General features: G+C 37.7%; 23 protein-coding genes. 18 read left to right on the top strand and 5 right to left on the bottom strand.

Annotated features, from left to right (window positions below; genetic code table 11):
* The first annotated feature begins 289 nt into the window (after positions 1–289).
* Positions 290–1,249, top strand: coding sequence for a sirohydrochlorin cobaltochelatase (locus UFO1_RS04285; protein WP_371256660.1), 960 nt, complete (start codon positions 290–292; stop codon positions 1,247–1,249).
* Between the two features lie 76 nt (positions 1,250–1,325).
* On the opposite strand, the gene UFO1_RS04290 is transcribed toward UFO1_RS04285, so the two are convergent.
* The 3 genes from UFO1_RS04290 to UFO1_RS04300 all read right to left on the bottom strand — a co-directional run bounded on the left by UFO1_RS04290 (position 1,326) and on the right by UFO1_RS04300 (position 5,080).
* Positions 1,326–1,595, bottom strand: a complete 270-nt coding sequence (locus tag UFO1_RS04290; protein WP_038668290.1) for a helix-turn-helix transcriptional regulator — start codon at positions 1,593–1,595, stop codon at positions 1,326–1,328.
* A gap of 25 nt (positions 1,596–1,620) precedes the next feature.
* Positions 1,621–4,080, bottom strand: coding sequence for a DsrE/DsrF/DrsH-like family protein (locus UFO1_RS04295; RefSeq protein WP_038668292.1), 2,460 nt, complete (start codon positions 4,078–4,080; stop codon positions 1,621–1,623).
* 112 nt (positions 4,081–4,192) lie between these two features.
* The gene (locus tag UFO1_RS04300) at positions 4,193–5,080 is read right to left on the bottom strand and encodes a LysR family transcriptional regulator (RefSeq protein ID WP_038668295.1); all 888 of its coding nucleotides are present in this window, start codon (positions 5,078–5,080) and stop codon (positions 4,193–4,195) included.
* Between the two features lie 100 nt (positions 5,081–5,180).
* Between UFO1_RS04300 and UFO1_RS04305 the strand changes: the two genes are divergently transcribed.
* The 4 genes from UFO1_RS04305 to UFO1_RS04320 are packed head-to-tail and all read left to right on the top strand — an operon-like array spanning position 5,181 to position 8,698.
* On the top strand, positions 5,181–5,663 hold the full coding sequence (locus UFO1_RS04305; RefSeq protein WP_038668296.1) for a 3-isopropylmalate dehydratase small subunit: 483 nt from the start codon (positions 5,181–5,183) through the stop codon (positions 5,661–5,663).
* 13 nt (positions 5,664–5,676) lie between these two features.
* The gene (locus tag UFO1_RS04310) at positions 5,677–6,933 is read left to right on the top strand and encodes a 3-isopropylmalate dehydratase large subunit (RefSeq protein WP_038668298.1); all 1,257 of its coding nucleotides are present in this window, start codon (positions 5,677–5,679) and stop codon (positions 6,931–6,933) included.
* On the top strand, positions 6,930–7,424 hold the full coding sequence (locus tag UFO1_RS04315) for a 3-isopropylmalate dehydratase (protein ID WP_038668307.1): 495 nt from the start codon (positions 6,930–6,932) through the stop codon (positions 7,422–7,424). Before UFO1_RS04310 ends, UFO1_RS04315 begins: the two co-directional genes overlap by 4 nt.
* Positions 7,425–7,444: 20 nt before the next feature.
* Positions 7,445–8,698: a 3-isopropylmalate dehydratase large subunit gene (locus tag UFO1_RS04320; protein ID WP_038668311.1), complete on the top strand. Its 1,254-nt coding sequence runs from the start codon at positions 7,445–7,447 to the stop codon at positions 8,696–8,698.
* A gap of 203 nt (positions 8,699–8,901) precedes the next feature.
* Here the strand turns inward: UFO1_RS04320 and UFO1_RS04325 are convergent, their stop codons facing one another.
* Positions 8,902–9,663: a ThiF family adenylyltransferase gene (locus UFO1_RS04325; RefSeq protein WP_038668313.1), complete on the bottom strand. Its 762-nt coding sequence runs from the start codon at positions 9,661–9,663 to the stop codon at positions 8,902–8,904.
* A gap of 317 nt (positions 9,664–9,980) precedes the next feature.
* On the opposite strand from UFO1_RS04325, the gene UFO1_RS04330 reads away from it, so the two are divergent.
* The 13 genes from UFO1_RS04330 to UFO1_RS04390 all read left to right on the top strand — a co-directional run bounded on the left by UFO1_RS04330 (position 9,981) and on the right by UFO1_RS04390 (position 21,479).
* Complete coding sequence (locus UFO1_RS04330) at positions 9,981–10,874, top strand: hypothetical protein (RefSeq protein WP_038668315.1); 894 nt, start codon at positions 9,981–9,983, stop codon at positions 10,872–10,874.
* Positions 10,875–10,919: 45 nt separating this feature from the next.
* Entirely contained in the window at positions 10,920–12,116 is a 1,197-nt protein-coding gene (locus UFO1_RS04335; RefSeq protein WP_038668319.1) for a sugar MFS transporter, read from the top strand.
* Positions 12,116–12,913 (top strand): AraC family transcriptional regulator, encoded by a 798-nt coding sequence (locus UFO1_RS04340; RefSeq protein WP_038668321.1) that lies wholly within the window; start codon positions 12,116–12,118, stop codon positions 12,911–12,913. The genes UFO1_RS04335 and UFO1_RS04340 overlap by 1 nt, the downstream gene beginning before the upstream one ends.
* Positions 12,914–13,012: 99 nt before the next feature.
* Complete coding sequence (locus UFO1_RS04345; RefSeq protein WP_038668324.1) at positions 13,013–13,951, top strand: DMT family transporter; 939 nt, start codon at positions 13,013–13,015, stop codon at positions 13,949–13,951.
* Between the two features lie 219 nt (positions 13,952–14,170).
* Entirely contained in the window at positions 14,171–14,701 is a 531-nt protein-coding gene (locus UFO1_RS04350) for an RNA polymerase sigma factor (protein ID WP_038668325.1), read from the top strand.
* Positions 14,702–14,719: 18 nt separating this feature from the next.
* Positions 14,720–15,091, top strand: coding sequence for a hypothetical protein (locus UFO1_RS23980; RefSeq protein WP_051788822.1), 372 nt, complete (start codon positions 14,720–14,722; stop codon positions 15,089–15,091).
* 205 nt (positions 15,092–15,296) lie between these two features.
* Positions 15,297–15,584, top strand: coding sequence for an STAS domain-containing protein (locus UFO1_RS04360; protein WP_038668327.1), 288 nt, complete (start codon positions 15,297–15,299; stop codon positions 15,582–15,584).
* Positions 15,585–15,961: 377 nt separating this feature from the next.
* Positions 15,962–17,353 (top strand): L-cystine transporter, encoded by a 1,392-nt coding sequence (locus UFO1_RS04365; RefSeq protein ID WP_038668331.1) that lies wholly within the window; start codon positions 15,962–15,964, stop codon positions 17,351–17,353.
* A 202-nt stretch (positions 17,354–17,555) separates the two neighbouring features.
* Positions 17,556–18,002, top strand: coding sequence for a PTS sugar transporter subunit IIA (locus tag UFO1_RS04370; protein ID WP_038674916.1), 447 nt, complete (start codon positions 17,556–17,558; stop codon positions 18,000–18,002).
* Positions 18,003–18,068: 66 nt separating this feature from the next.
* Entirely contained in the window at positions 18,069–18,359 is a 291-nt protein-coding gene (locus UFO1_RS04375) for a PTS sugar transporter subunit IIB (protein ID WP_038668334.1), read from the top strand.
* Positions 18,360–18,376: 17 nt separating this feature from the next.
* On the top strand, positions 18,377–19,651 hold the full coding sequence (locus UFO1_RS04380; RefSeq protein WP_038668335.1) for a PTS ascorbate transporter subunit IIC: 1,275 nt from the start codon (positions 18,377–18,379) through the stop codon (positions 19,649–19,651).
* Between the two features lie 65 nt (positions 19,652–19,716).
* Positions 19,717–20,553 carry a transketolase gene (locus UFO1_RS04385; RefSeq protein WP_038668337.1) on the top strand — a complete coding sequence of 279 codons (837 nt, stop codon included), beginning with the start codon at positions 19,717–19,719 and terminating at the stop codon, positions 20,551–20,553.
* Entirely contained in the window at positions 20,550–21,479 is a 930-nt protein-coding gene (locus UFO1_RS04390) for a transketolase family protein (protein ID WP_038668340.1), read from the top strand. The genes UFO1_RS04385 and UFO1_RS04390 overlap by 4 nt, the downstream gene beginning before the upstream one ends.
* Before the next feature lie 7 nt (positions 21,480–21,486).
* Here the strand turns inward: UFO1_RS04390 and UFO1_RS04395 are convergent, their stop codons facing one another.
* Positions 21,487–22,359, bottom strand: a complete 873-nt coding sequence (locus UFO1_RS04395) for an SDR family oxidoreductase (RefSeq protein ID WP_038668342.1) — start codon at positions 22,357–22,359, stop codon at positions 21,487–21,489.
* Between the last annotated feature and the right edge of the window lie 141 nt (positions 22,360–22,500).

Consider the following 22,500-nt stretch of genomic DNA (forward strand, 5'->3'; position numbering starts at 1 on the left):
AATGCATTACATGCGCTAACATATAAAAGTATAAAAAAATCTTACACATTATTTTTAGGTAATCTGGCTGAAGTTTTATCCGATGACTAAACCGCTCTAAGACTCCCATCTTCTATAAGTGGGAGTTAAGAGCGGCTAAGTCCCTGGATAAGTGCGACTAAGATTCAGGTGGAGTTAAAACTCCATCTGAATCAAGTCTTCTTTATTTTCGATGAGTGAGGTGAATTAAGTTACTAATCTAATAAGCAAAAATTCTATCTAATAAATAGGAAGGGTTAGGTGTAGTGTTATGAATCAAATCATGAGAGTACTTGGAATTTTATTTTTATCCATTGCCATTATTGGAGGCTTTACAATGAGGCAAACAGCTAGTGCTGCTGCCTTGACAGATAAGAAGGCTATTTTAGTTGTTAGCTTTGGTACTACTTTTGCGGATACACGAAAAGTAACGACTGATGCTGTGGAGGCTAAAATTCGCGAAGCTTTTCCTGAGTATGAAGTCCGCCAAGCGTTTACTTCTCGAATTATTATTAAAAAATTAGATGAGCGGGACGGTATTAAAATTGATACCGAAAAGCAAGCACTCGATAAGTTGAAAGCAGAAGGGTATACGGAAGTAATTGTACAACCCTTGCATATGGAAGCTGGCGACGAATATGCAAAGCTAACTCGTGTTGTTGAAAAGTATGAGGAAAATAAGGCATTTAATAAAATATCCATAGGTCGTCCTGTTCTATACTATACAGGACAAGCAGGGGAAAAGCCGGATGATTATGCAATTGCTATCAAAGCGTTAGAAAACCAATTTCCTAAATTAGGAAAACAAGAAGCGATTGCTATGATGGGCCATGGTGGTGTAAATCCTTCTAACGCTGCTTATGCTGCATTACAAATGAAGCTGAAAGATGCTGGGCTTAAAAATGTCTTTATTTTCACAGTCGAGGGATATCCAACTGTGAGTAATCTTATAAGTGAATTAAAAGAAAATAAAATTAAAAAAGTAACACTAATGCCTTTTATGTTGGTTGCTGGTGACCATGCCACCAACGATATGGCTGGAGATGACAAGGAATCATTCAAATCTCAGCTGCTAGCAGCAGGGTTCAAAGTAGATACTTATCTTCATGGGCTGGGTGAAAATGTGGGAGTACAAGACATTTATGTACAACATGTGAAAGATGCCATCGAAGGAAAGTTTGACAAAAGCAAAAGAAGTAAAGACCGCCCTGTGATTCCAGTTATTGATTAGGCAGTTTTAGAAAGAAGCAAAGAACGCACCTTACAGCCAGAGGATGGCCTGTAAGGTGCGTTCTGTTAGAGAATTACTAAAATAGTATTGCTACAATATCTTTTACCTGCTGATTGGCTACCTTATAACAGATTTCTAACCCTTTTCGTTCCCCCTCAATAATCCCTGCTGACTTTAATTTTGCTAGATGCTGAGATACCGTGGATTGGGGGAGATTCAGACATTCTTGCATCTTCGTTACGTTACATTGGTTATTAATTAATCCCCTTACAATACAAAGTCTTACGGGATGGGCGATTGCTTTGAGTACTTCGCTTTGCTGAATATAGTTTTTCATATCTTCCATATTATCATCCTCAATTTCTACTGTATTAGATAAATAAATTGGTATCGGATAATTCTGCAGCACTGAGATACGTAGCAACACCGGCAACTTCAATACCATCTATTAATTCCTCTGCTTTGATGCCCATTACATCCAAGGACATGCTGCAAGCTACGATTCGAATGCCTTGTTTCTGAGCTTGTTGAATCAGATCTTCTAGAGAAGAAACATTTTTTTTGTTCATAATATACCGAATCATTTTACCACCGATGCCACCCATATTCATAGTGGATAAGCCAAGTTTTTTAGATCCTCTAGGCATCATCATGCCAAACATAGTTTCTAGCAGTGTTTTACTAGTATTTACTTTAGTAGGTTTTCTAAGAATATTAAGTCCCCAAAAGGTGAAAAACATCGTTACTTTTCTTCCCATAGCAGCGGCTCCATTGGCAATAATGAAGGCAGCAATTGCCTTATCTAAATCACCACTAAAGACAACCATCGTTTTATCATTGTTAGGGGAACTAAGGGATTGGCTTTCCTTTTGTAATGCACTGCCTTTTTTTATATAGGCTTTGACAAGCTGGCCTGAGGTATTAACGTCTAGTAATGAATTTCCGGTGCTAGCGCACCAAGCCTTTATATCAGAGCCAAAAGCTAGATCTGTACTGGTTACTTCTAAAATTTGGCCAGGTTGCATTGTACTAAGGGTATTATAAACTTGCATAATCGGACCAGGGCATTGTAAACCACAAGCATCAATCGTAACATCGGCGTGAGTATTGTGAGCAGCAGGTATAGTTTGCTGTACGATATTTTCCTGCAATTCTTCATAACGGAAAATATCCCGATTGGATTGTTCTTGCATGGCAGCAGTATAGGTTTTGTAGCCGCCACTTAAATTTTTCAAATTGGTATAGCCATTTTGTACTAGGATTCTATAAGCCAAATAGCCTCTTAATCCGATCTGGCAAAACAGAATGAGTTCTTTATTTTTAGGAATTTCCTGGAGTCTGCCTCTTAGCTCATCGAGTGGAATGTTGATGGCACCTTCTATCGAACCCATACCAAATTCTAAAGGAGTTCGTACATCGACAAAAAGAGCACTTCCTTTATCTACTTGCTGGATTTCGTCCCAATGAATAATTTTGTGATCTCCTTTTAATATGTTGGATGCAACATAGCCAGCCATATTGACAGGATCTTTTGCGGATGAATAGGGAGGTGCATAAGATAATTCTAATTTTTCTAAATCATAGACTGTCATGCCTGCGCGAATCGCTGTTGCAATGACATCAATTCTTTTTTCCACGCCTGCCTGGCCAATCGCTTGTGCGCCAAGTATTTTTCCATCGATGGGAGAAAAGAGGAGCTTTAGAGAAATAGTGGTTGCCCCACGGTAGTAACCTGCATGGGATAAAGAATGGGTGTAGGATTTTTCATAAGGAATCTGAAATCTCTTTAGTATTTTTTCATTATTTCCTGTAGAAGATACTGTTACATCAAATACTTTGAGTACAGAAGTTCCTTGTGTTCCAGCATACTCATCCTGCCTGCCTAAGATATGATTAGCAGCAATTCGTCCTTGTTTATTCGCGGGCCCAGCCAATGGAATGAGGGTAGGGTGACCATTTATATAATCAATTACTTCAATGGCATCACCAACAGCGTAAATGTCAGGATCTGAAGTTTTTAAATTTTTGTCAACTCGGATTCCGCCTCTTTCTCCTAAAGCCAAATTTGCTGTTTTTGCTAGTTTAGTATCTGGAATTACGCCAATGCCTAATAGAATGATATCTGCTTTAAGCTCTGTATTGCTTGTAAGTGAAACAATGGAGTAATTCTCTTCTTGACGCACTGATGTTACGCCATCTTCCAGATAAACTTCCATGCCTTTTTCTTTTAAATATTGATGCACTAAGGCTGCCATTTCAAAGTCGATAGGCCCCATTACTTGATTGGCTAGTTCCACTAAGGTAACTTTGATGCCTCTTTCTACTAGATTCTCGGCTAATTCAATACCGATGAATCCTCCTCCTACGACAATCGCTCGTTTAGGATGCTGAGTATCAACAAAATCTTTAATAGCGTAGGTATCCGGAATATTTCTCATGGTGAAAACATTCGCTGCCTCTAAGCCTGGGATCGGAGGCTTAATCGGAGCAGCACCTGGCGAGAGAATTAATTTATCATAAGATTCTCTATAGTTAGTACCTTTTATAAGATCTTTTACCACAAGTTCTTTTTTCTCCGTATCAATACTTAGGACTTCGCTAAAGATTCGCACGTCAATATTAAATCGAATATTCATTGCTTCTGGCGTTTGTACGACAAGCTGTTCCTTTTCTCGAATAATTTCACCTACATAATAAGGCAATCCACAATTAGCAAAGGAAATATGCTCTCCTTTTTCAAAAAGAATAATCTCAGCTGTTTCATCTAAACGTCTTAAACGTGCCGCTGCACTTGCGCCTCCAGCTACTCCGCCAACGATCAATATCTTCATAAATTCCATCTCTCCTCAACTGATATATCTTTATATCTATATATTACGATATATAGATATAAAGTGCAAGAGAAAGACAATTAAATTATATGGGAAATTGAGGAAATTGGGTTTAGATAAGAGTTTGAAGATAAGAGAGAAAGGTTTGGGTTGCAATCGATAAATCTTTTTTCTTATTAAATATTATGCCGATGGTGCGAGACGGAATGGGAGGGGAAACGGGAATTTCTACAAGGTTTCCATTGGCCAGATCTTGTTCAATAAAATTTTTAATTACAACAGTTACACCTAAGCCGATTTTGGCAAATTCAATAAGGAAGTCCATAGTATTAATCTCTATTTCAGGTTTAATAAATATATTGTTTTCAATAAAAAATTGATCAATATATTGGCGTGTAATATTATCTGATTCAAGTAGCATAAAGATGGCTTTTGTGAAGATATCGTTAGGCGCTACTACTTGAATGGTTTTTAAATACTCTTTTTCAGCAACAAAGATGTCTTGAATAGTAGCCAATTTGATAAAAGTATAGGAATCTAGATTAAAAGGGCGGCTGACAATGCCAAAGTCAATCATTCCTTGGTCAATGTGCTGTAACGTATCAAAAGTGGTTTTATTAATAATTTTTATTTTAATTTCAGGATATTGATTCATAAAGGGTTTAAGGTGGGGGAGAAGAAAATGTTTGCATAACGTCGTACTAACCCCAATGGTAATTACACCTTGTTTTTTGCTCTTAAGTTCCGTTAGGGTATTTTCACCTTCCGTAATGAGATGGAGTGCTTTTTCTATATATTCATAGAAAAGTTTCCCTTCTGTCGTTAGAGTAACTCCCTTTGAGCTGCGGGAAAATAATTTAATATCAAGAGTTGCCTCTAGTTTTTTTATGGACTTACTTACTGCCGGTTGACTGATATACAATGCCGCTGCTGCATGGGAAATATTCTTATAGTATGCAACAGTATGGAAAATTTTATATAGTTCTAAATCTTTACTCATACTATAACCTCTCGTTATATTAAATATAATTAATATGTATTATTATTATAACACGTTAACTTTTATAATAGTAGAAAGGCTAGAAAGAGAGATGATTAAAATGATTAAAGGTAAGGTATGGAAATTCGGTAATGATGTAGATACGGATCAAATCATTCCGTCCCAATATTTGCTACTGCCCACCGTAGAGGAAATGAAGCAGTATACCTTTGAACCTTTGGACAAAGACTTTGCTTCTACTATATGTACAGGTGATGTTATTGTAGGAGGAGAAAATTTTGGCTCTGGGTCTTCCAGGGAACAGGCCCCATTAGTACTAAAAGCCTTAGGCGTGAGTGCAGTGGTTGCAAAATCTTTTGCAAGAATTTTCTTTAGAAATGCGATTAATATTGGATTGCCAGTAATTATCTGTAAAGAAGTTTATGATGATGTACAAAACCAGGATACCCTCGAGATCGATGTGCAGAGAGGCAGTATCCGAAGTGTCAAATCAGGTGAAACTTTTACATCTACCACATTGCCAGCTCACGTTATGAACATATTAGAAGCAGGCGGTTTGATCGGATTTTTAAATCAGAAATAAAGGGGGTATGGCAATGGGAATGACGATAGGAGAGAAAATATTGGCTCGGGCAAGTGGTAAGGATGTTGTGAAACCTGGGGAAATCATCACGGCAAAAGTAGATCTATGTATGAGTAATGATGGTACAACCCATTTAAATATTGATATATTTGAAAATCAGCTGAAGGCAGAAAAAGTCTATAATCCGGAAAAGGTAGTTTTTATTGTAGATCATAATGTGCCTTCAGAAAGTGCCAAAACGGCTGAGGTACACAAAAAAATGCGAATATTTGCGCAAAAACATCAAATTCCATTTTACGAAGGAACAGGCGTGTGTCATCAGATCATGATTGAAGATTTTGTTGTACCAGGACAGTTGATCATTGCGGCAGATTCTCATACCTGTTCTTATGGTGGGCTAGGAGCCTTTGGCACAGGGGTGGGTTGTACGGATTTTACTTCTGTAATGAATACAGGAGAAATATGGCTGATGGTGCCGGAGACATTAAAGTTTATTATTGAAGGTAAGTTTAAACCAGGTGTATATGCACGGGATCTGATCTTAAAAATTATTGGTGACATAGGGGCAAATGGAGCTAACTACAAGATTATGGAGTTTGGCGGACCTGCCGTGAAAGCTTTTACCATTGATGACAGAGTTGTGCTTTGTAATATGGCGGTGGAGGCAGGGGCAAAAAGTGGCCTTGTTGCGCCAGATGAAACTACTATTGAATATGTTACCTCCAAAGGGCGTCAGGATATGCATCTATTTACTAGTGATGAGGATGCAGTGTATGAGAAGATATATTACTATAACTTAGATGAATTAGAACCGATGATTGCTATACCTCACTGTGTAGATGATGTCGTTCCCATAAAAGAGATTTCCGAAGTAAAGATTAATCAGGGATTTATTGGTTCCTGCAATAATGGAAGAATCGAAGAACTTCGTGCTGCCGCAAAAATTTTGCAGGGAAATAAGATTGATCCTTATGTGAAGTTACTGATTTCCCCTGCTTCAAAAGCAGTATACTTACAGGCTTTATCAGAAGGGCTCATTGATATTTTCGTCGAAAGCGGAGCCATGGTTCTGAATCCTAATTGTAGTGTTTGCTGGGGAAGTTGTCAGGGGGTAATTGGTGAAGGGGAAGTCTTATTATCTACAGGAACACGAAACTTTAAAGGTAGAGCAGGCCATCCTAATTCCAGTATTTACTTGGCTTCAGCAGCTACGGTTGCTGCTTCAGCTCTTACAGGAAAAATAACAGATCCCAGGGGGGCGGTACAATGAATAGAAAATTTACAGGAAGAGTTTGGAAACTAGGGGATGATATTGATACGGATATTATTATCCCTACCCAGTTTCTTGCCTTGAAATCAGTAGAAGATATGAAGAGATATGCATTTTATCCTCTAAGGCCCAGGTTGCCTGAATTGATTAACCCAGGGGACATTATTGTAGCAGGGAAAAACTTTGGTTGCGGTTCTTCGAGGGAACAAGCACCAGAAATTATCGCAGCATTGAAAGTTGGCTGTATTATTGCTAAGTCTTATGCTAGAATATTTTATCGCAATGCGTTTAATAATGGCTTGCTGCTTCTTGAGAATGAAGAACTTTATGACTGTTGCGGGGAAGGCGATGAAGTTTCTGTAAATCTTGAAAGTAGTAAAGTATCCCTCGGGAAAAAAGCGTTTAAGGTATCTTCCATACCCAGGGATTTACTGAAGATGGTGGAAGCAGGCGGACTAGTTCCTTTTATGAGAGAACGGAACGGCAAGTAGTGTAAAAAGGAGGTAGGATTATGGGATATACCCTAGCAGAAAAAATCATCATGAAAAATACTGGGAAAAAGTCGGTTACTCCAGGCGAACTGCTCAATGTTAATGTGGATCGAGTCATGGTCCACGACATCTTCGCCCCATTTGTAGTTGAAAAATTTAAAGAAATGGGTTTTGAGAAGGTCTGGAATCCCGATAAGATTGTTTTTGTATATGATCATCTTGTTCCCACTAGTTTTATTGAAGATTTTCGCCACCATAAAATAGGGGATGACTTTGCTAGAGAACAAAATATTAAGGCTGTTCATCGTTCCGATGGTGTTTGTCACCAATTGATGCCAGAGTTACGATATGTTGTTCCTGGTCAAGTGGTTTTTGGTACAGATTCTCATACGACTACCTATGGGGCAATTGGTGCTTTTTCTACAGGGATTGGTTATACGGAAATGGCGGCAATTTTTGGTACGGGAGAGTTATGGATAAAGGTTCCGCCAACCCTAAAGTTTAACATAAATGGTGATCTACCAAAGGGCGTATATGCCAAAGATATCATCTTAAGAATTCTTGGGGATATTGGAGCTGACGGAGCTACTTATAAAGCCATGGAGTTTAGTGGCTCCACGATTGATGGTTTAAGTATATCTTCAAGAATGACACTTTCCAACATGGCAGTGGAAGCGGGAGCTAAGGTCGGAGTGATTGCTCCTGACGAAAAAACTTTTGCATTTAGTGGCGTAGATGGCAAGGAGTATCAGGATTTAAAAAGCGACCATGATGCAAAGTATGAAAAGATTTTCACCTATGATGCATCCTCATTACAACCTGTTGTTGCCTGCCCATCAAATGTAGATAATATTAGTGATGTGAAAGCGCTGTATGGAACAAAAATAGATCAAGGTTTTATTGGGTCCTGTACCAACGGTAGGCTTGAAGATTTGGAGATCGCAGCCGAAATACTAAAAGGACGTAAAATTGCACCTTTTACAAGGCTTATTGTGACCCCTGCTAGCCGCAGTATCTACGCAGAAGCTGCAAAAAAAGGTATTATCGGAATTTTAGTGGAAGCGGGAGCCATTATGAATCCACCTTCCTGTGGCTTATGCTGTGGCAGGAGCGGTGGTATTGTGTCAGATGGGGAAAAAGTCATTGCAACGAATAACCGAAACTTCTTAGGCAGGATGGGCAGTCCTAAGTCAGAAATCTTTCTTGCCTCCCCTGCAACTGTTGCTGCTGCTGTATTAGAAGGTAAAATTGTCGATCCAAGAAAGTATTTATAACTACGAAAAAAGCACTAGCGGCCGTTTTATTGGCAACTAGTGCTTCCTTATTGCGATAGAGAGTATAGGTTTTAGAATAGAGCGAGAAAAGAATGATTTAACCACAGAGGCGCAGAGTTCACGGAGGGGAATTTTTTAACCCTATCTATTTTCCTCTGTGCCCTCTATGTCTCTGTGGTTAAAAAATGTGTAAATTTTTCTTCTTACTTTCTACTAAAGGCAATGTCTTTTACTACTTCGCCAGCGATGATTAGGCCAGCAACGGATGGCACGAAAGAGATACTACCAGGGATTTGACGGCGAATAGTACATTTTCGGGTAGTGCCTGAGGGGCAGATACAACCTGTTGTACAGCTTGACCCTTCCGTTTCTTTTGGGGTTATTGGTATTTCCTTTGAATAGACCACCTTTAAGGAAGGAATCCCACGCTTTTTTAATTCTTTACGCATTACTTTGGCTAAGGGGCATACTGAAGTTTTGTAAATATCCGCTACTTCAAATTGTGTTGGGTCTAGTTTATTACCGGCTCCCATGCAGCTTATAATGGGGATGTTTTTCGCATTGGCCTTTTGAATTAAATCAATTTTTCCTGTTACTGTATCAATGGCATCTACGATATAGTCATAGTCATCAAAAATTAATTCATCGGCAGTATCGGGCATATAAAATTTTTGTAAGGTCGTTACTTCTACGTCAGGATTAATTTCTAAGATTCGTTCTTTCATAACCTCAACTTTGGCCTTGCCCACAGTTTTGCGGGTTGCAAGTAATTGACGGTTAATGTTGGTTAAGCAAACGCAGTCGTCATCAATGAGGACTAGCTTGCCCACACCTGAACGAACCAATCCTTCCACAGTATAAGATCCTACACCGCCAATGCCAAAAACAGCTACTTTACTGTTCTTTAATCTTTCTAATGCTTCCTCCCCGATTAATAATTCAGTTCGAGAAAATTGATGTAACATCTTGTCACCTATTCCTATTCAATATTTTATCGGATGAGCTGTATGACGAATTCAGTCCAGCCCACTCTCCTTAGGCTTTGTATCTGCAAAATTTGTCCTAGATTCGTTGATTTGTAATCTAGAATAAAGGCAATTCAACTCACCAAATCTTATCAAAAATACGTATAAAATTCAACTGTATCTTATATTAAAACTCATTCTTTTAAGGTTATTACTTTCATACAAGGAAATAGTCGTTTTCATATGGAATATAAATAGGAGTAAAAATATGTAAGAATTGTCCTGTAAGAAAATCAATTGAAAAAGGAGTAATTCCTATGAAAAAAATAGCAATTATGATTGTATCCCTCTTATTATTTTGTCCATCCTTTCTATGGGCTATGTCCGAAGTCTCACAAAATGAGCCAATCATTAGAATTGACAGCAATCATGAATTACAGCTTCCTAAAAATTTTAGAACAACAAGTAATCTAGAGAATTTTAAGGATAACATACCTTCGATCATGGGGCTTATAGAGCTGCATGAATCAGGGAGCTCTCAATTTTCAGAAAAAGAATTTACTCAAGTTTTGGGTAAAATATCTGGGAAAATTATTGTTGTTGACTTACGGCAAGAATCTCATGGATTTTTAGATGGCACAGCTGTAAGCTGGTATGGGAAACGAAATTGGGCAAATGTTGGTAAAAGTCTAGGGGAAATTGAAAAAGATGAACAAGAACGATTGCGATCATCACTAACTACTCCCATTAACATAGCACCTTTTACTGCAAACGAGGGAAAAATCAACAATGCATTTACGGAAGCTCAACTTGTTTCTTCTTATGGAGTACAATATTTTCGTATTCCTGTTACGGATCATATGCCGCCTAGTAATGAAAATGTAGATCAATTTATTCAATTTTATAAGAGCTTACCTCAGGATGTTTGGCTTCATTTTCACTGTCATGCTGGCCATGGTCGAACGACTACTTTTATGGCGATGTATGATATTTTGCGAAATGGAAAAAAGGTTAGCTTTGAAGATATCATGATGCGCCAAGCTTTATTAGGTAATATGGATCTTCGGGAAATACCATCATCTAAAAAAGCATGGGAACGGAAACTTTATGAAGATCGAGCGCTCTTTATTAAGCAGTTTTATGATTATGTAACTCAATCAAATGATGATCTCCCCGTAATGTGGTCTGAGTGGATTGGGCAGCATCAATAAGTAGTCCTTAGAACAAATTGAAATTTGGAATTAAAGGAGCTATTCATGAACAATAAGGGGCTAGAAGCAAAGCAATTTAGTAATACACCAATTACAATTTTATTAGTTTTGCTATATGTAATTGTTGCTATGAGTGATAACTTTAAAGGAATCTTTGTGCCCTTTTTTAAAGAAGATTTTGGGCTTAATAATACGGAAATTGGCTATATGTTAACAGCAGGTCTGTTGGCATATGCAGTCTTTCAGTATATTGGCGGAATCTTTATTGAAAAAATTGGCTATAAGAAAGTCATTGCTCTTGGCTTTTTAATTGGTATGGCTTCCTTATTACTTTTAATTACCTGTAAAACCTACCTAGTATTAATTCTTGGCTTATTTGGTTTAAATATTGGCATGGCCATGTTTAATGTAGGGGTAAATACCTTAGGGCCAGTCCTTACCGTTGCCTCAACCGCCGTACTGATGAATTTCGTAAACTTTTCTTATGGAGCTAGTAACACTGTAATCCAAAAAGTCGTTGGTAATCTTTTATCAAAAGGAGTAGAGTGGACTCAATTCTATGTTTTTATGCTGTTTTGTTCTGGGGTTTTATTTGTATATTTGCTACTAATAAAAATACCCTATGCACCCAAAAGTGAAAAAGCAAATTATAATAAAATGGATTTGCTTAAAAATAAAATGCTTTATCTTTATATTATCGCTTTAGGTTTTTACCTTGCCTCTGAATACGGGATAGGAAATTGGTTTGTTACTTACATGGGAGATGAGTTCAAATTAGACGCCGATAGGAGGGCGCTGTACGCAGCCTTATTCTTTGGGTCTGAAACAGTGGGAAGATTATTTGGTGGATATATCGTTGATCGATTAGGAACTTTTAAGAGTATGCTACTCTATGGATGTTTTGCTACCGTATTTTCTACCGTCGGTATTTTATTAGGCGAAGCGGGGCTCATCATTTTCTCTATCGCAGGGTTATTTTATTCTATAATCTATCCTACGATTATAATGACGGCACATACAGTTTTTAAGGAAGCTGCATCCTATGCCACAGGGCTAATTTTGATGTGTGCAACCCTTATTGCTATGGTCGTTAATATGCTTATGGGTATAGCAAACGATGTAATAGGTGTTTATTATTCTTATTATAGTATAGCTATTTGTATAGCAATCACTACGTTATCGATTTTATTTATTAAGGGCAAAGTAGAAACTGTAGAGGTAAAGGTAGGAGAGATAATCTAATGGGTGTACAATTTTATCGTGATAAGGATTTGCCATATTTTGAATTAAAACAATGTGATACAAGTCAACTTTCCTATAAAAAACATGCTCATGAAGAATACTCCCTTGGAATTGTGGATAAAGGGAAGAGTTCTTTTTGGTATGAAGGAAGGTCCGAAGAGGTATCTCCCCGAACAATTGTCTTTATACCACCTGACTTAGTTCACTCCTGCAATCCACAACATGAAGAGCAATGGAAGTATAACATGTTATTTATTAATGCTACATGGATTGATAGATTTATGAATAGTGAGGCAAAAGATTTATACCAATATCCAGTTGTAAAGAATATTTCAGATCCTGAAATATTTAGCATGACGAATAAAATGATAGAGAATTTAGTTCAGAATGCAAGCCCCCTAGAGAAAGAAGAAAGTATTATCGCTATTTTTGAAAAAATCGTTAGTCAAATCGATCCAGTAGATAAAGGAAGATGTAAGAAGGAATTACCTAAATTGCAAATCATTAAAGAGTATTTGCAAAGTAATTTCTTCGATAAAATTACTTTGGATCTGTTAGAACAAGTATCAGGAGTTAATAAATTTCATATCATTCGCCTATTTAAAGAAGAATTTGGTATTCCCCCTCATATGTATCAAACCCTATTAAGAATTAATTATGCAAAAAAACAACTACGTAAACAACGACAAATAACAGACGTAGCATTAGAAGCTGGATTTTATGACCAAAGTCATTTTATTAAAGTTTTCAAAAGCCATACGGGAATCACTCCTGATCGATACGAAAAATTAATATAATTGCCAATTGATACTAATAAATTTGATTTTGATAGTATCAATTTTTTACAATACGCCTAGATTTTTCTTTGTTATGATAAAGAAAAACAGGAGGGCGTTATGAAAGAACAAATTTTATGGTACCAGAGAGGGATTGGTTTTTGTACTCAAAAACAAGTAATAGCCAATTTAGTGATGGCTATGGTAGTGGTATTGTGGGGCATTTCATTTGTAAGTATAAAAATAGCAGTAACTGAAATTCCGCCGACTACGATGGCCTTATTGCGTTTTACTATTGCTTCCTTACTTCTTGGCATTCTGCTGAAAAAAGTAGAACCAAGGGCAACCGTAGCTAATGTAGATCTGCCTAAAATGATAGTAGGTGGAATTCTGGGTATCACGTGTTATTTTTATTTTGAAAATATGGGTGTTAAGTTGTCGACCGCTGTGAACGCATCCCTCATCGTAACCGTCATCCCGATTATTGCAATCAGTTTAGATGTGTTATTTTTTCACAGTAAAATAACTGGGTTAAAGCTTTTGGCAGTTGGTATCGCGTTAATAGGCACTTATTTGTCAGTAACGGCAAATGGGAAAATTGAATTTAACTCTATAAATTTCAAGGGGAATATGCTCATGATTGGTGCGATGGTATCTTGGGCACTTTACACTTTGCTCAATAAATCTTTGCAAGGTAAGTATTCAGGAGTATGCATGATAACCTATCAAACCAGTTTTGGAACATTATGTTTGCTGCCCTTAGCTCTCTTAGAATATCAAGAGTGGAGAATGTTTTCTTTAGTGGCATTTTGGCATATTTTATTCCTTGCCGTCTGTTGTTCTGTTGGTTGTTATCTGTTATATATGTATGTCTTAAAGCATTTAGATGTTGCCATTACAACGATCTATCTGAATGCAGTACCTATTATCGGAGTACTAAGTGGTCAATATTTTTTAAATGAGAGTGTATTTCCTATTCAACTTGTAGGTGGAATACTAACAGTCATAGCCATATTGGCAATTAATATAGATATGATAATGCAGAGGAAAGAAATTTAGATCTCTAAAGTGAAAAAACAGCCCACTCTTTTTTAGAGGGGCTTTTTTGTTATTGGATAACAATAAATAGATGTAACAGTATTTTTGTGCTAAAATAAGAAAACTTATGCAATAAATAGTGTTTATATCCGTCATATAAATAGTGAAGAAAATTATCAGTAGGTGTGACTGCCTGGGTGAAATTAATAGTTAGCTATTTTAAAATGGAGAAGCTTACATATGGATGAAGAACAAAAATACCTTAGTAAAAAGATTGAACATGAGCGAACAAAATTCATACAATATGTACGCCGCAAAGTAACAGGGATATCACAAATGGATGCTGAGGATATTGTCGCTGATGTCATCTTTAATATATATAACAAAGTAGATTTTCAGCATCATATAGAAAATCTTATTGCATATATGTATCGCTCGATTAGAAATAAAATTGTGGATCATCTTCGTCAATCTCGGCCAGTTTTGTCACTGGATAAGATCGATGAGTCCACAGGTATGTCCTGGGTGGAAAATATGATTGATCCCAATGGAGATATTGAGATTAATTTACAAAAAAAAGAATTTCGTGAATATTTGTTTGCTGCACTGATGAAATTAGAACCTAGACAGCGAGCGATTTGGATGGCGACGGAAATAGAAGGTTATACATTTAAAGAACTTTCAAAAAAATGGGGCGAACCAATTGGGACGTTATTGTCACGCAAGAGCAGAGCAACAAAATCACTCAAGTGTATGCTTAAGGATTTATAATTTTAAGGAGGCTTTTATATGAAAGGAAATTATGATCAATGCAAATCCAAGGGTAAGATTATTCTTATTCATGTTGTTGTAGGCATTCTTATGGCCCTGGGATTTGGTCTAGTCTTTGGTTATTTTGTAATGCTATTATGGAATTATTTGATGCCAGATATTTTTAGCTTGAAGGCCATTACCTTTTGGCAAGGAGCAGGCTTAGTATTTATGCTGCGGTTACTTTTTGGAACCTATGGGAAAGATATACATGGGCATCATGCTAAGAAATGCCATCCTTATAAAAGAACCACCCAAGGTATTGAAGTGCCTGAAAGCAAAGAGCTTTATGACAGTTGGTGGGAGGAACAAGGGAAGGATTCTTATGAAAAATACGTAAAAAATAAATAAGTGTATGTAACAGTAAAATTTTTAATCTGCGCTATTTGCATAAACGGCAATTGAATATTAGTAGTAACTAATACTTGACAAAATAACTTGGTATAATGTAAAATCTTTTTAAGATTGATAATCATTATCAATAAAAACAGGAGCTATCCCTTTAAATACAATCAATTATACGCGAAAATAATGGAATGATAGGGGGAGTGGGTATATGACGCTTTTGATAAAAGCAGATGAACAACAAGTTTATATGAATATAAATGGTGATGTCTATTCAGAACATGTCAACTTTTTGCAAGATAACTTAATAGAACGCTTGCATTATGGGTATCGGCATATTGTTCTTGATGTTAATGACGTTAGGCAATTTGATGATAAGGGAATTGCTATGCTGACATATATTCGTTCGAAGTTACATAAATTGGGAGGGAATTTGATTATTAACGACAAGAATGGAGCAGTTTCCGACCTGGTTTTTGCCGACCCCCAAATTTTATAAAATCCATCTTCCGATAAATTAGAAGCTTTTTCAAGTTTCTAATGTAGAACTCTACCCCTAAACTATCAAAGAATGTAAAGTTGATGAATCGGGATAAGAATTTATAAAAAGTTATTGGCAGAGCCAGGGCGACTATGTTATGATAAAAGAAATAAAATATTTGTTAGTTGATCAGTAAACTGAAGGCTAAAACGATCGCTGCTGGCGGTCCTTTTAGCTTTTTATTTTTTTCAAGGTGGAGGCGAAAAATAGAAAGATCCGACAGCTATTTTAGAAAAATTGGTATTAACTAAAGACGTGATGAATAGAATGGGTTATTCATTGACAGTTTGCTTTTAAGCCCAATGGAATTATTTTAATAAAAGGCAGGGGAAATTATGAGTTCTTATACAACAGTAATTATTAACATTCTAGCAATGCTGGCACTTGTTTATAGTTTGTATTATATGCAACGTAAAGGAGTTAATTTTGGGATACGGGTTATGGTAGGAATGGTTCTTGGTATCTTGTTTGGTGGGGTACTTCAGAGCTTATTTGGTGGCTCATCGACTATTATAAAACAATCAAATAGTTGGTTCGATTTAATTGGATCAGGTTATGTGCGCTTATTGAAAATGATTGTTATGCCTTTAATTATCGTGTCTATTATTTCGGCTATTACGAATATTAAAGATATGAAAATCCTTGGTAAAGCTGGTGGATTAATCATCGGTATCCTGTTATTCACTACCGCGATTGCAGGTTTAATCGGAGCGGGTTCTTCCTTAGCCTTTCATTTGTCGGCAGAGGGATTGCAGGTAGGAGAAGCAGAATTGGGTGCCACAAAAAGTGTCGAGGGTAAATTAACTGCCTTTCAGACAAAACCAATACAGCAGCAATTAATAGAGATTATTCCAACTAACCCGTTCTATGCATTGACAGGTCAAGGAAGTGCTGATACATTGTCAGTGGTTTTCTTTTCGGCTCTTATCGGCATTGCTGTGTTAAGCATAAAACAAAGCAAACCTCAATCAGCAGAATTTTTTATGAAAGTTATGAAGACTGCAAACGATGTTGTGATGCAACTAGTGGACTTTGTATTATTATTGACACCTTATGGTGTATTAGCACTAATGACTAAATTTGTTTCCACAAGCAATTATGCCGATATTTATAAATTAATTGAATTTGTAGTAGCTTCTTATCTAGCCCTGATTCTTATGTTTATTGTGCATTTAATAATACTATCCTTTATGGGATTCAATCCTTTTACTTATATCAAGAAGGTTATTCCTGTCCTGATTTTTGCTTTTACCTCTCGGACGAGTGCTGGAACACTTCCTCTCACAATTGAAGCATTGATCAATAAGTTAGGCGTTCCTTCTGGTTACGCTAATTTATCAGCTTCATTTGGTGTAAGTATTGGGCAAAATGGGTGCGCCGGTATATATCCAGCCATGCTGGCTGTGATGGTTGCTCCGACTGTAGGGATAAACCCACTTGAAATATCCTTTTTGCTTAAATTAGTGATTATTGTTGCGATTGGTTCTTTTGGTATTGCTGGTGTAGGTGGTGGTGCAACTTTTGCGGCACTGGTTGTTCTTTCTACTATGGGATTACCAGTAGGCATTGTAGGTTTACTGATTGCTATTGAGCCATTGATTGATATGGGCAGAACGGCATTAAATGTCAGCGGAGCCATGATAGCAGGTATTGCGAGTAGTAAAATAATGGGTGAAATGGACACTGAGACCTATCATCAGGAAATATTAGAAACAAAAACAATGTAAGATAAGAGAAATTTTTTACTAAAAAGCTTCCGAGTATTCGGAAGCTTTTTCTTTTTGAAATCTTGGAGTGTAAGAATTTACGATTTTTTCCTATAAGTAAGACTAACATAGGAAAAGATCTTTGTGCATAGAGTCTAATAGCATCATTCTTAATATACTTAAAATCTTAGCGAAGGGTATTCAGAGGAGGTAGATGGTAGGTATGCTGTCAAAATTGCTTGATCAGGATACCGTTAGAGTCGGTGTTGAATGCCAAGATTGGCAGCAAGCCGTAAGAGCGGGCAGTCATCTTCTTGTTACGAAAGAATGTGTAGAGGAACGTTACATACATGCTATTATCCGCAACCATCAGAAACTAGGTCCTTATATGGTGATTGCTCCTGGTATCGTGCTAGCTCATGCTCGTCCAGAGGATGGGGTTTTAAAGTTATCTATGAGTCTGGTTATCCTTACATATCCAGTGGTATTTGGCAATTTTACCAATGATCCTGTGAAAATCGTGTTTACTCTGGGAGCTAAGGATGCTAACTCTCACTTGGAGGTATTAGCCCAACTTATCGGGTTGTTAACAAATGAAGAAGATATGCGCAAAATCATGCAAGCGAATAGTCAAGAAGAAGTGATTGCGGTGATTCGCCAGTATCCCTAATAAGAATGGAATTCCACCTGCTTTATAATCCAAGAGAAAAGAAATTAACTGGAAGGGGGTGAAAAAATGAAAATCTTAGTATGTTGTGGTAGTGGGCTTGGTAGCAGTTTTATGATTGAAATGAATATTAAAAAGATATTAAAGGAATTTGAGGTTGAAGCGCAAGTAGACCATACCGATTTATCCTCAGCAGCAGGCACAAAAGCAGATATCTACGTAGGCACTAGAGATATTGCAGGGCAGCTATTGTGTTTAGGCGGTAGAGTGATTTCCCTTAATAATATGATTGACATGAAAGAATTGAGAGAGAAATTAAGTGTTGTGTTACAGGTACCTCTTACCAGGGAAAATAAATAGGATGGGAGAATGATGAAATGTTAAAGTTTATTTTAGACATTTTAAGTGTTCCCGCCGTGCTGGTTGGTCTTATTGCAATGATTGGTTTACTTGCCCAAAAAAGAGATAGTTCCGATGTTTTAAAGGGTACAATCAAAACCATTCTGGGTTTTATAGTACTTGGTGGTGGTGCAGGTATTGCCGTAAGTTCTTTATCCCATTTTGGTACTATGTTTCAGACAGGGTTTGGTATAAAGGGGGTTGTGCCGCATAATGAGGCTATAGTGGCCTTGGCTTTAAAAACCTACGGTACACAAACCGCCTTGATTATGGCTTTTGGGATGGTAGCTAATATTCTCATTGCTCGTTTTACACCGTTAAAATATATTTTTCTTACGGGGCATCATACTTTATACATGGCCTGCATGATAGCTGCGATTTTAGTGGCTGGTGGTGTTACAGGCGTGCCAATGGTTCTAATTGGTTCAATTCTTCTAGGTTTTACAATGGTCTTCTTCCCTGCCATTGCGCAACCTACAATGCGGAAAATTACAGGTGATAACAGTGTTGGCTTTGGTCATTTTGGTACTTTAGGATATGTACTTTCTGCCTGGGTTGGGTCTTTGGTAGGGGATCGTTCAAAATCCACAGAAGATATTCAGTTTCCTCAAGGCCTGACTTTTCTTCGTGACACCTCTGTCTCCATTGCTCTCGTCATGGGAATTTTGTATTTGGTTGTAGCCATTGCTTCCGGTCAAGGGTTCGTGGAAAAGGAATTGAGCGGTGGACAGAATTTTATTATATTTGCTATTTTACAGGCTATTACCTTTGCTGGTGGTGTGTATATTATCTTGGCCGGCGTTCGTCTTATATTGGCCGAAATCGTCCCAGCTTTTAATGGGATTGCCACAAGGTTAGTGCCAGATGCTAAGCCAGCTTTAGATTGTCCTGTTGTATTTCCTTATGCTCCGAATGCAGTTCTGATTGGTTTTTTATCTAGCTTTGCTGCTGGGATTGTAGGCATGATCATTCTCATTGCATTTACAGGAGCACTGCCTAATTTGGCTATTATTCTACCAGGGGTAGTACCACATTTCTTCTGCGGAGCAACGGCTGGTGTATTTGGCAATGCTACTGGCGGTAGACGTGGTGCTGTGGCTGGTGCCTTTTCTCATGGTCTATTGATCACTTTTCTGCCCGTTCTTCTTATGCCAGTATTGGGTGACTTGGGATTTGCCAATACTACATTCAGTGATGCCGATTTCTGTGGCGTCGGAATTGTGCTAGGGAATATTCTGAAAATGTTTATGTAAGTTAACAGGAAAGGGTGGGTGAAAGCCTACCCTTTTTAATACTCATAAATGGAGGGCGGCTTGTTATGATTAGGGAAGAGGAGCAAAAAAAATTACAAAAAATTGCGATCAGAGCACGTAAGGACTGTCTAGAAATACAACAGATTGCAGGATCTGGACATTTAGGTGGGGCCTTTTCCGCTATGGAAATTATGGTTTATCTTTATTTTAATAGGATGAGAATTGATTGTGCTAATTATCTGAAGGAAGGGCGAGACATTTTCATTTTAAGTAAAGGGCACGCTTCGATTGGTTATTATAGCGTATTAGCACGGCGAGGTTTTTTCCCAGTAGAAGAATTAAAAACCTATCGGAAGATTGATTCTAGATTACAAGGGCACACCCATATAGATGATGCTCCAGGTATTGAATGCAGTACAGGGTCCTTAGGACAAGGATTATCTTTTGCTCTAGGTATCGCGCTAGGGTATCAGAAAAAGCAATGGGATGGCATGGTATATGTCATGCTGGGGGATGGGGAGCTAGAAGAAGGGCAAGTATGGGAAGCTCTCTTATTACAGTCTCATTTACAACTAAAGAATCTGGCGATTATAGTTGATAATAATAAACTACAGTTGGATAATTTTGTAGATCAGGTGACGAATTTTGGTAATTTGACAGAAAAGTTTCAGGCTTTTGGTTATCATGTACAGGAAATTGATGGTCATGATTTTCAGCAGATTGATAAGGCTTTCATGGAACTCGACCGCGATAGGGGAAATATTATTATTGCAAATACGGTGAAGGGTAAAGGGATATCCTTCATGGAGAACTCCATTGCCTGGCATTCGCAAAAATGCACAGCAGGGGAGTATCAAGCTGCGATGATAGAACTAGCAAAACAGGAGGACATCATAAGATGAGTAGTATCATATCTCCCCGAGACATGTTAGGTAAAACATTATTAGAATTAGGGGAAGAGAATGAAAATATATTTGTAGTTAATGGAGATTTATCAAAGGCTACTAAGACAGAGGATTTTGGTAAAAGGTATCCAAATCGCATGTTAAATGCGGGGATTTGTGAACAAAATATGGTTAGCCTAGCTGCAGGACTTGCTAGGGTAGGACTGATTCCCGTGATTAGTACTTTTGCTTGTTTTGCTCCAGGCCGCTGCTATGATCAAATACGGCAATCTGTGGCATATTCTAATTTGAATGTAAAGATTATCTCCACTCATCCAGGATTAGCGGTAGGAAAGGATGGGGCGATTCATCAATGTCTAGATGATATTGCCTTGATGCGGGAACTACCAAATTGTGTTGTATTGACTCCTTCTGACCAAGTTGAAACTCGTAAAGCAATTATGGCAGCGATAAAACACAAAGGACCCGTTTATGTACGGGTCGGACGTAAAGAATGTCCTATTTTGTTTAAAGAAGATTGGGATTTTATTATCGGCAAAGCGTATACCTTGAAAGAGGGAAAAGATATTACTTTAATGGCTCACGGCAGCATGGTCGGGGTGATCATGGAGGCAGCTATCGCTTTGGCAGCGCAAGGCATTTTTGCCAGGGTCGTTGACGTTCCATCAATTAAGCCAATTGATCAAGACATCATTTTGCAGGCAGCGGTAGAAACCCATAAAATTATTACAGTAGAGGATCATTTTATGTATGGTGGACTCTATAGTACTGTATGCGAATTGGTAGCTGCAAATGTGCCTTGTCTAGTTAGGTGTTTAGCAGTAAAGGATCAATTTGGAGAATCAGGTGACCCTGAAGAACTTTATAAAAAACATCATCTGACGAAGGAAGATGTAATTCAACTGGTTTTAGAGATGCTTTAATTCATAACTACCCATTTACGATAGTACCGCCATTGACATGAAGGATTTGCCCGGACATATAGACAGAATCTTGTGAGGCCAAAAATACGTAACATGGAGCCACTTCCACCGGTTGACCAGCCCGTTTCATGGGGGTATCCTGACCGAACGTGGTTATATCTGGATCGGGAAATGAGGCTGGAATGAGTGGTGTCCAAATCGGTCCAGGTGCAACACCATTAACACGAATGCCTTGTGGGATTAAGGAAAGAGACAAAGAACGAGTGAAGGCAACGATAGCACCTTTTGTTGCGGAATAATCAATAAGCTGTTCATTTCCTTTGTAGGCAGTAACTGAGGCGGTATTAATAATGACACTGCCCTTTTTTAGATGAGATAAGGCTGCTTTGCTAAGGAAAAAATAGGAGAAGATATTGGTACGAAAGGTTTTTTCTAATTGTGCGGCGGAGATGTTTTGAAGACTTGTTTGTACATGTTGTTCAGCAGCATTGTTTACGAGGATATCTAATTGACCAAATTTACTTACTGTATCTGCCACTACTTGTTGGCAAAATCGTTCATCGCCAATGTCTCCAGCAATGGTTAAACAGCTCTTGTTCATTTGTTCAATCAGTTTTTTTGTTTCTGCAGCGTCATCATGTTCATTAAGGTAGGTGATTGTCACATTAGCTCCTTCTTTAGCAAAAGCTAAAGCCACAGCTCGACCAATGCCGCTATCCCCGCCGCTAATTATGGCTACCTTATTTTCCAGTTTACCACTTGCCCGGTAGTTAGCATCCATAAAAATTGGCAGTGGCTTCATTTGTGATTCAATTCCAGGTTGCTGGTTTTGATGTTGCGGTGGGAAGGATGTTCCCTGAGAACTCTGTTGTTGGCTCATAGTGATGCCCCTTTCAAAATGTTATGATGTCATAGCTTTTCCGAATTGCTGCTCTACAATACAAAAAACTATGAAACAGCAATTTTACTGCTAATAACTTTGCAGGAATTATTTATTTTGTGGTCAATAAATATAAAAATA

Origin of the sequence: Pelosinus sp. UFO1, assembly GCF_000725345.1 — a bacterium.
In the GTDB taxonomy this organism is placed as follows: domain Bacteria; phylum Bacillota; class Negativicutes; order DSM-13327; family DSM-13327; genus Pelosinus.

What these genes read in the sequence shown, in the direction of transcription:
- UFO1_RS04295 (WP_038668292.1), bottom strand. Translation starts at nt 4,080, where the DNA reads ATGAAGATATTGATCGTTGGCGGAGTAGCTGGAGGCGCAAGTGCAGCG.
- UFO1_RS04360 (WP_038668327.1), top strand. Translation starts at nt 15,297, where the DNA reads ATGACGCTTTTGATAAAAGCAGATGAACAACAAGTTTATATGAATATA.
- UFO1_RS04395 (WP_038668342.1), bottom strand. Translation starts at nt 22,359, where the DNA reads ATGAGCCAACAACAGAGTTCTCAGGGAACATCCTTCCCACCGCAACAT.
- UFO1_RS04300 (WP_038668295.1), bottom strand. Translation starts at nt 5,080, where the DNA reads ATGAGTAAAGATTTAGAACTATATAAAATTTTCCATACTGTTGCATAC.
- UFO1_RS04370 (WP_038674916.1), top strand. Translation starts at nt 17,556, where the DNA reads ATGCTGTCAAAATTGCTTGATCAGGATACCGTTAGAGTCGGTGTTGAA.
- UFO1_RS04345 (WP_038668324.1), top strand. Translation starts at nt 13,013, where the DNA reads ATGAAAGAACAAATTTTATGGTACCAGAGAGGGATTGGTTTTTGTACT.
- UFO1_RS04335 (WP_038668319.1), top strand. Translation starts at nt 10,920, where the DNA reads ATGAACAATAAGGGGCTAGAAGCAAAGCAATTTAGTAATACACCAATT.
- UFO1_RS23980 (WP_051788822.1), top strand. Translation starts at nt 14,720, where the DNA reads ATGAAAGGAAATTATGATCAATGCAAATCCAAGGGTAAGATTATTCTT.
- UFO1_RS04315 (WP_038668307.1), top strand. Translation starts at nt 6,930, where the DNA reads ATGAATAGAAAATTTACAGGAAGAGTTTGGAAACTAGGGGATGATATT.
- UFO1_RS04340 (WP_038668321.1), top strand. Translation starts at nt 12,116, where the DNA reads ATGGGTGTACAATTTTATCGTGATAAGGATTTGCCATATTTTGAATTA.
- UFO1_RS04285 (WP_371256660.1), top strand. Translation starts at nt 290, where the DNA reads ATGAATCAAATCATGAGAGTACTTGGAATTTTATTTTTATCCATTGCC.
- UFO1_RS04330 (WP_038668315.1), top strand. Translation starts at nt 9,981, where the DNA reads ATGAAAAAAATAGCAATTATGATTGTATCCCTCTTATTATTTTGTCCA.
- UFO1_RS04385 (WP_038668337.1), top strand. Translation starts at nt 19,717, where the DNA reads ATGATTAGGGAAGAGGAGCAAAAAAAATTACAAAAAATTGCGATCAGA.
- UFO1_RS04350 (WP_038668325.1), top strand. Translation starts at nt 14,171, where the DNA reads ATGGATGAAGAACAAAAATACCTTAGTAAAAAGATTGAACATGAGCGA.
- UFO1_RS04375 (WP_038668334.1), top strand. Translation starts at nt 18,069, where the DNA reads ATGAAAATCTTAGTATGTTGTGGTAGTGGGCTTGGTAGCAGTTTTATG.
- UFO1_RS04390 (WP_038668340.1), top strand. Translation starts at nt 20,550, where the DNA reads ATGAGTAGTATCATATCTCCCCGAGACATGTTAGGTAAAACATTATTA.
- UFO1_RS04305 (WP_038668296.1), top strand. Translation starts at nt 5,181, where the DNA reads ATGATTAAAGGTAAGGTATGGAAATTCGGTAATGATGTAGATACGGAT.
- UFO1_RS04325 (WP_038668313.1), bottom strand. Translation starts at nt 9,663, where the DNA reads ATGTTACATCAATTTTCTCGAACTGAATTATTAATCGGGGAGGAAGCA.
- UFO1_RS04310 (WP_038668298.1), top strand. Translation starts at nt 5,677, where the DNA reads ATGGGAATGACGATAGGAGAGAAAATATTGGCTCGGGCAAGTGGTAAG.
- UFO1_RS04380 (WP_038668335.1), top strand. Translation starts at nt 18,377, where the DNA reads ATGTTAAAGTTTATTTTAGACATTTTAAGTGTTCCCGCCGTGCTGGTT.
- UFO1_RS04320 (WP_038668311.1), top strand. Translation starts at nt 7,445, where the DNA reads ATGGGATATACCCTAGCAGAAAAAATCATCATGAAAAATACTGGGAAA.
- UFO1_RS04365 (WP_038668331.1), top strand. Translation starts at nt 15,962, where the DNA reads ATGAGTTCTTATACAACAGTAATTATTAACATTCTAGCAATGCTGGCA.
- UFO1_RS04290 (WP_038668290.1), bottom strand. Translation starts at nt 1,595, where the DNA reads ATGGAAGATATGAAAAACTATATTCAGCAAAGCGAAGTACTCAAAGCA.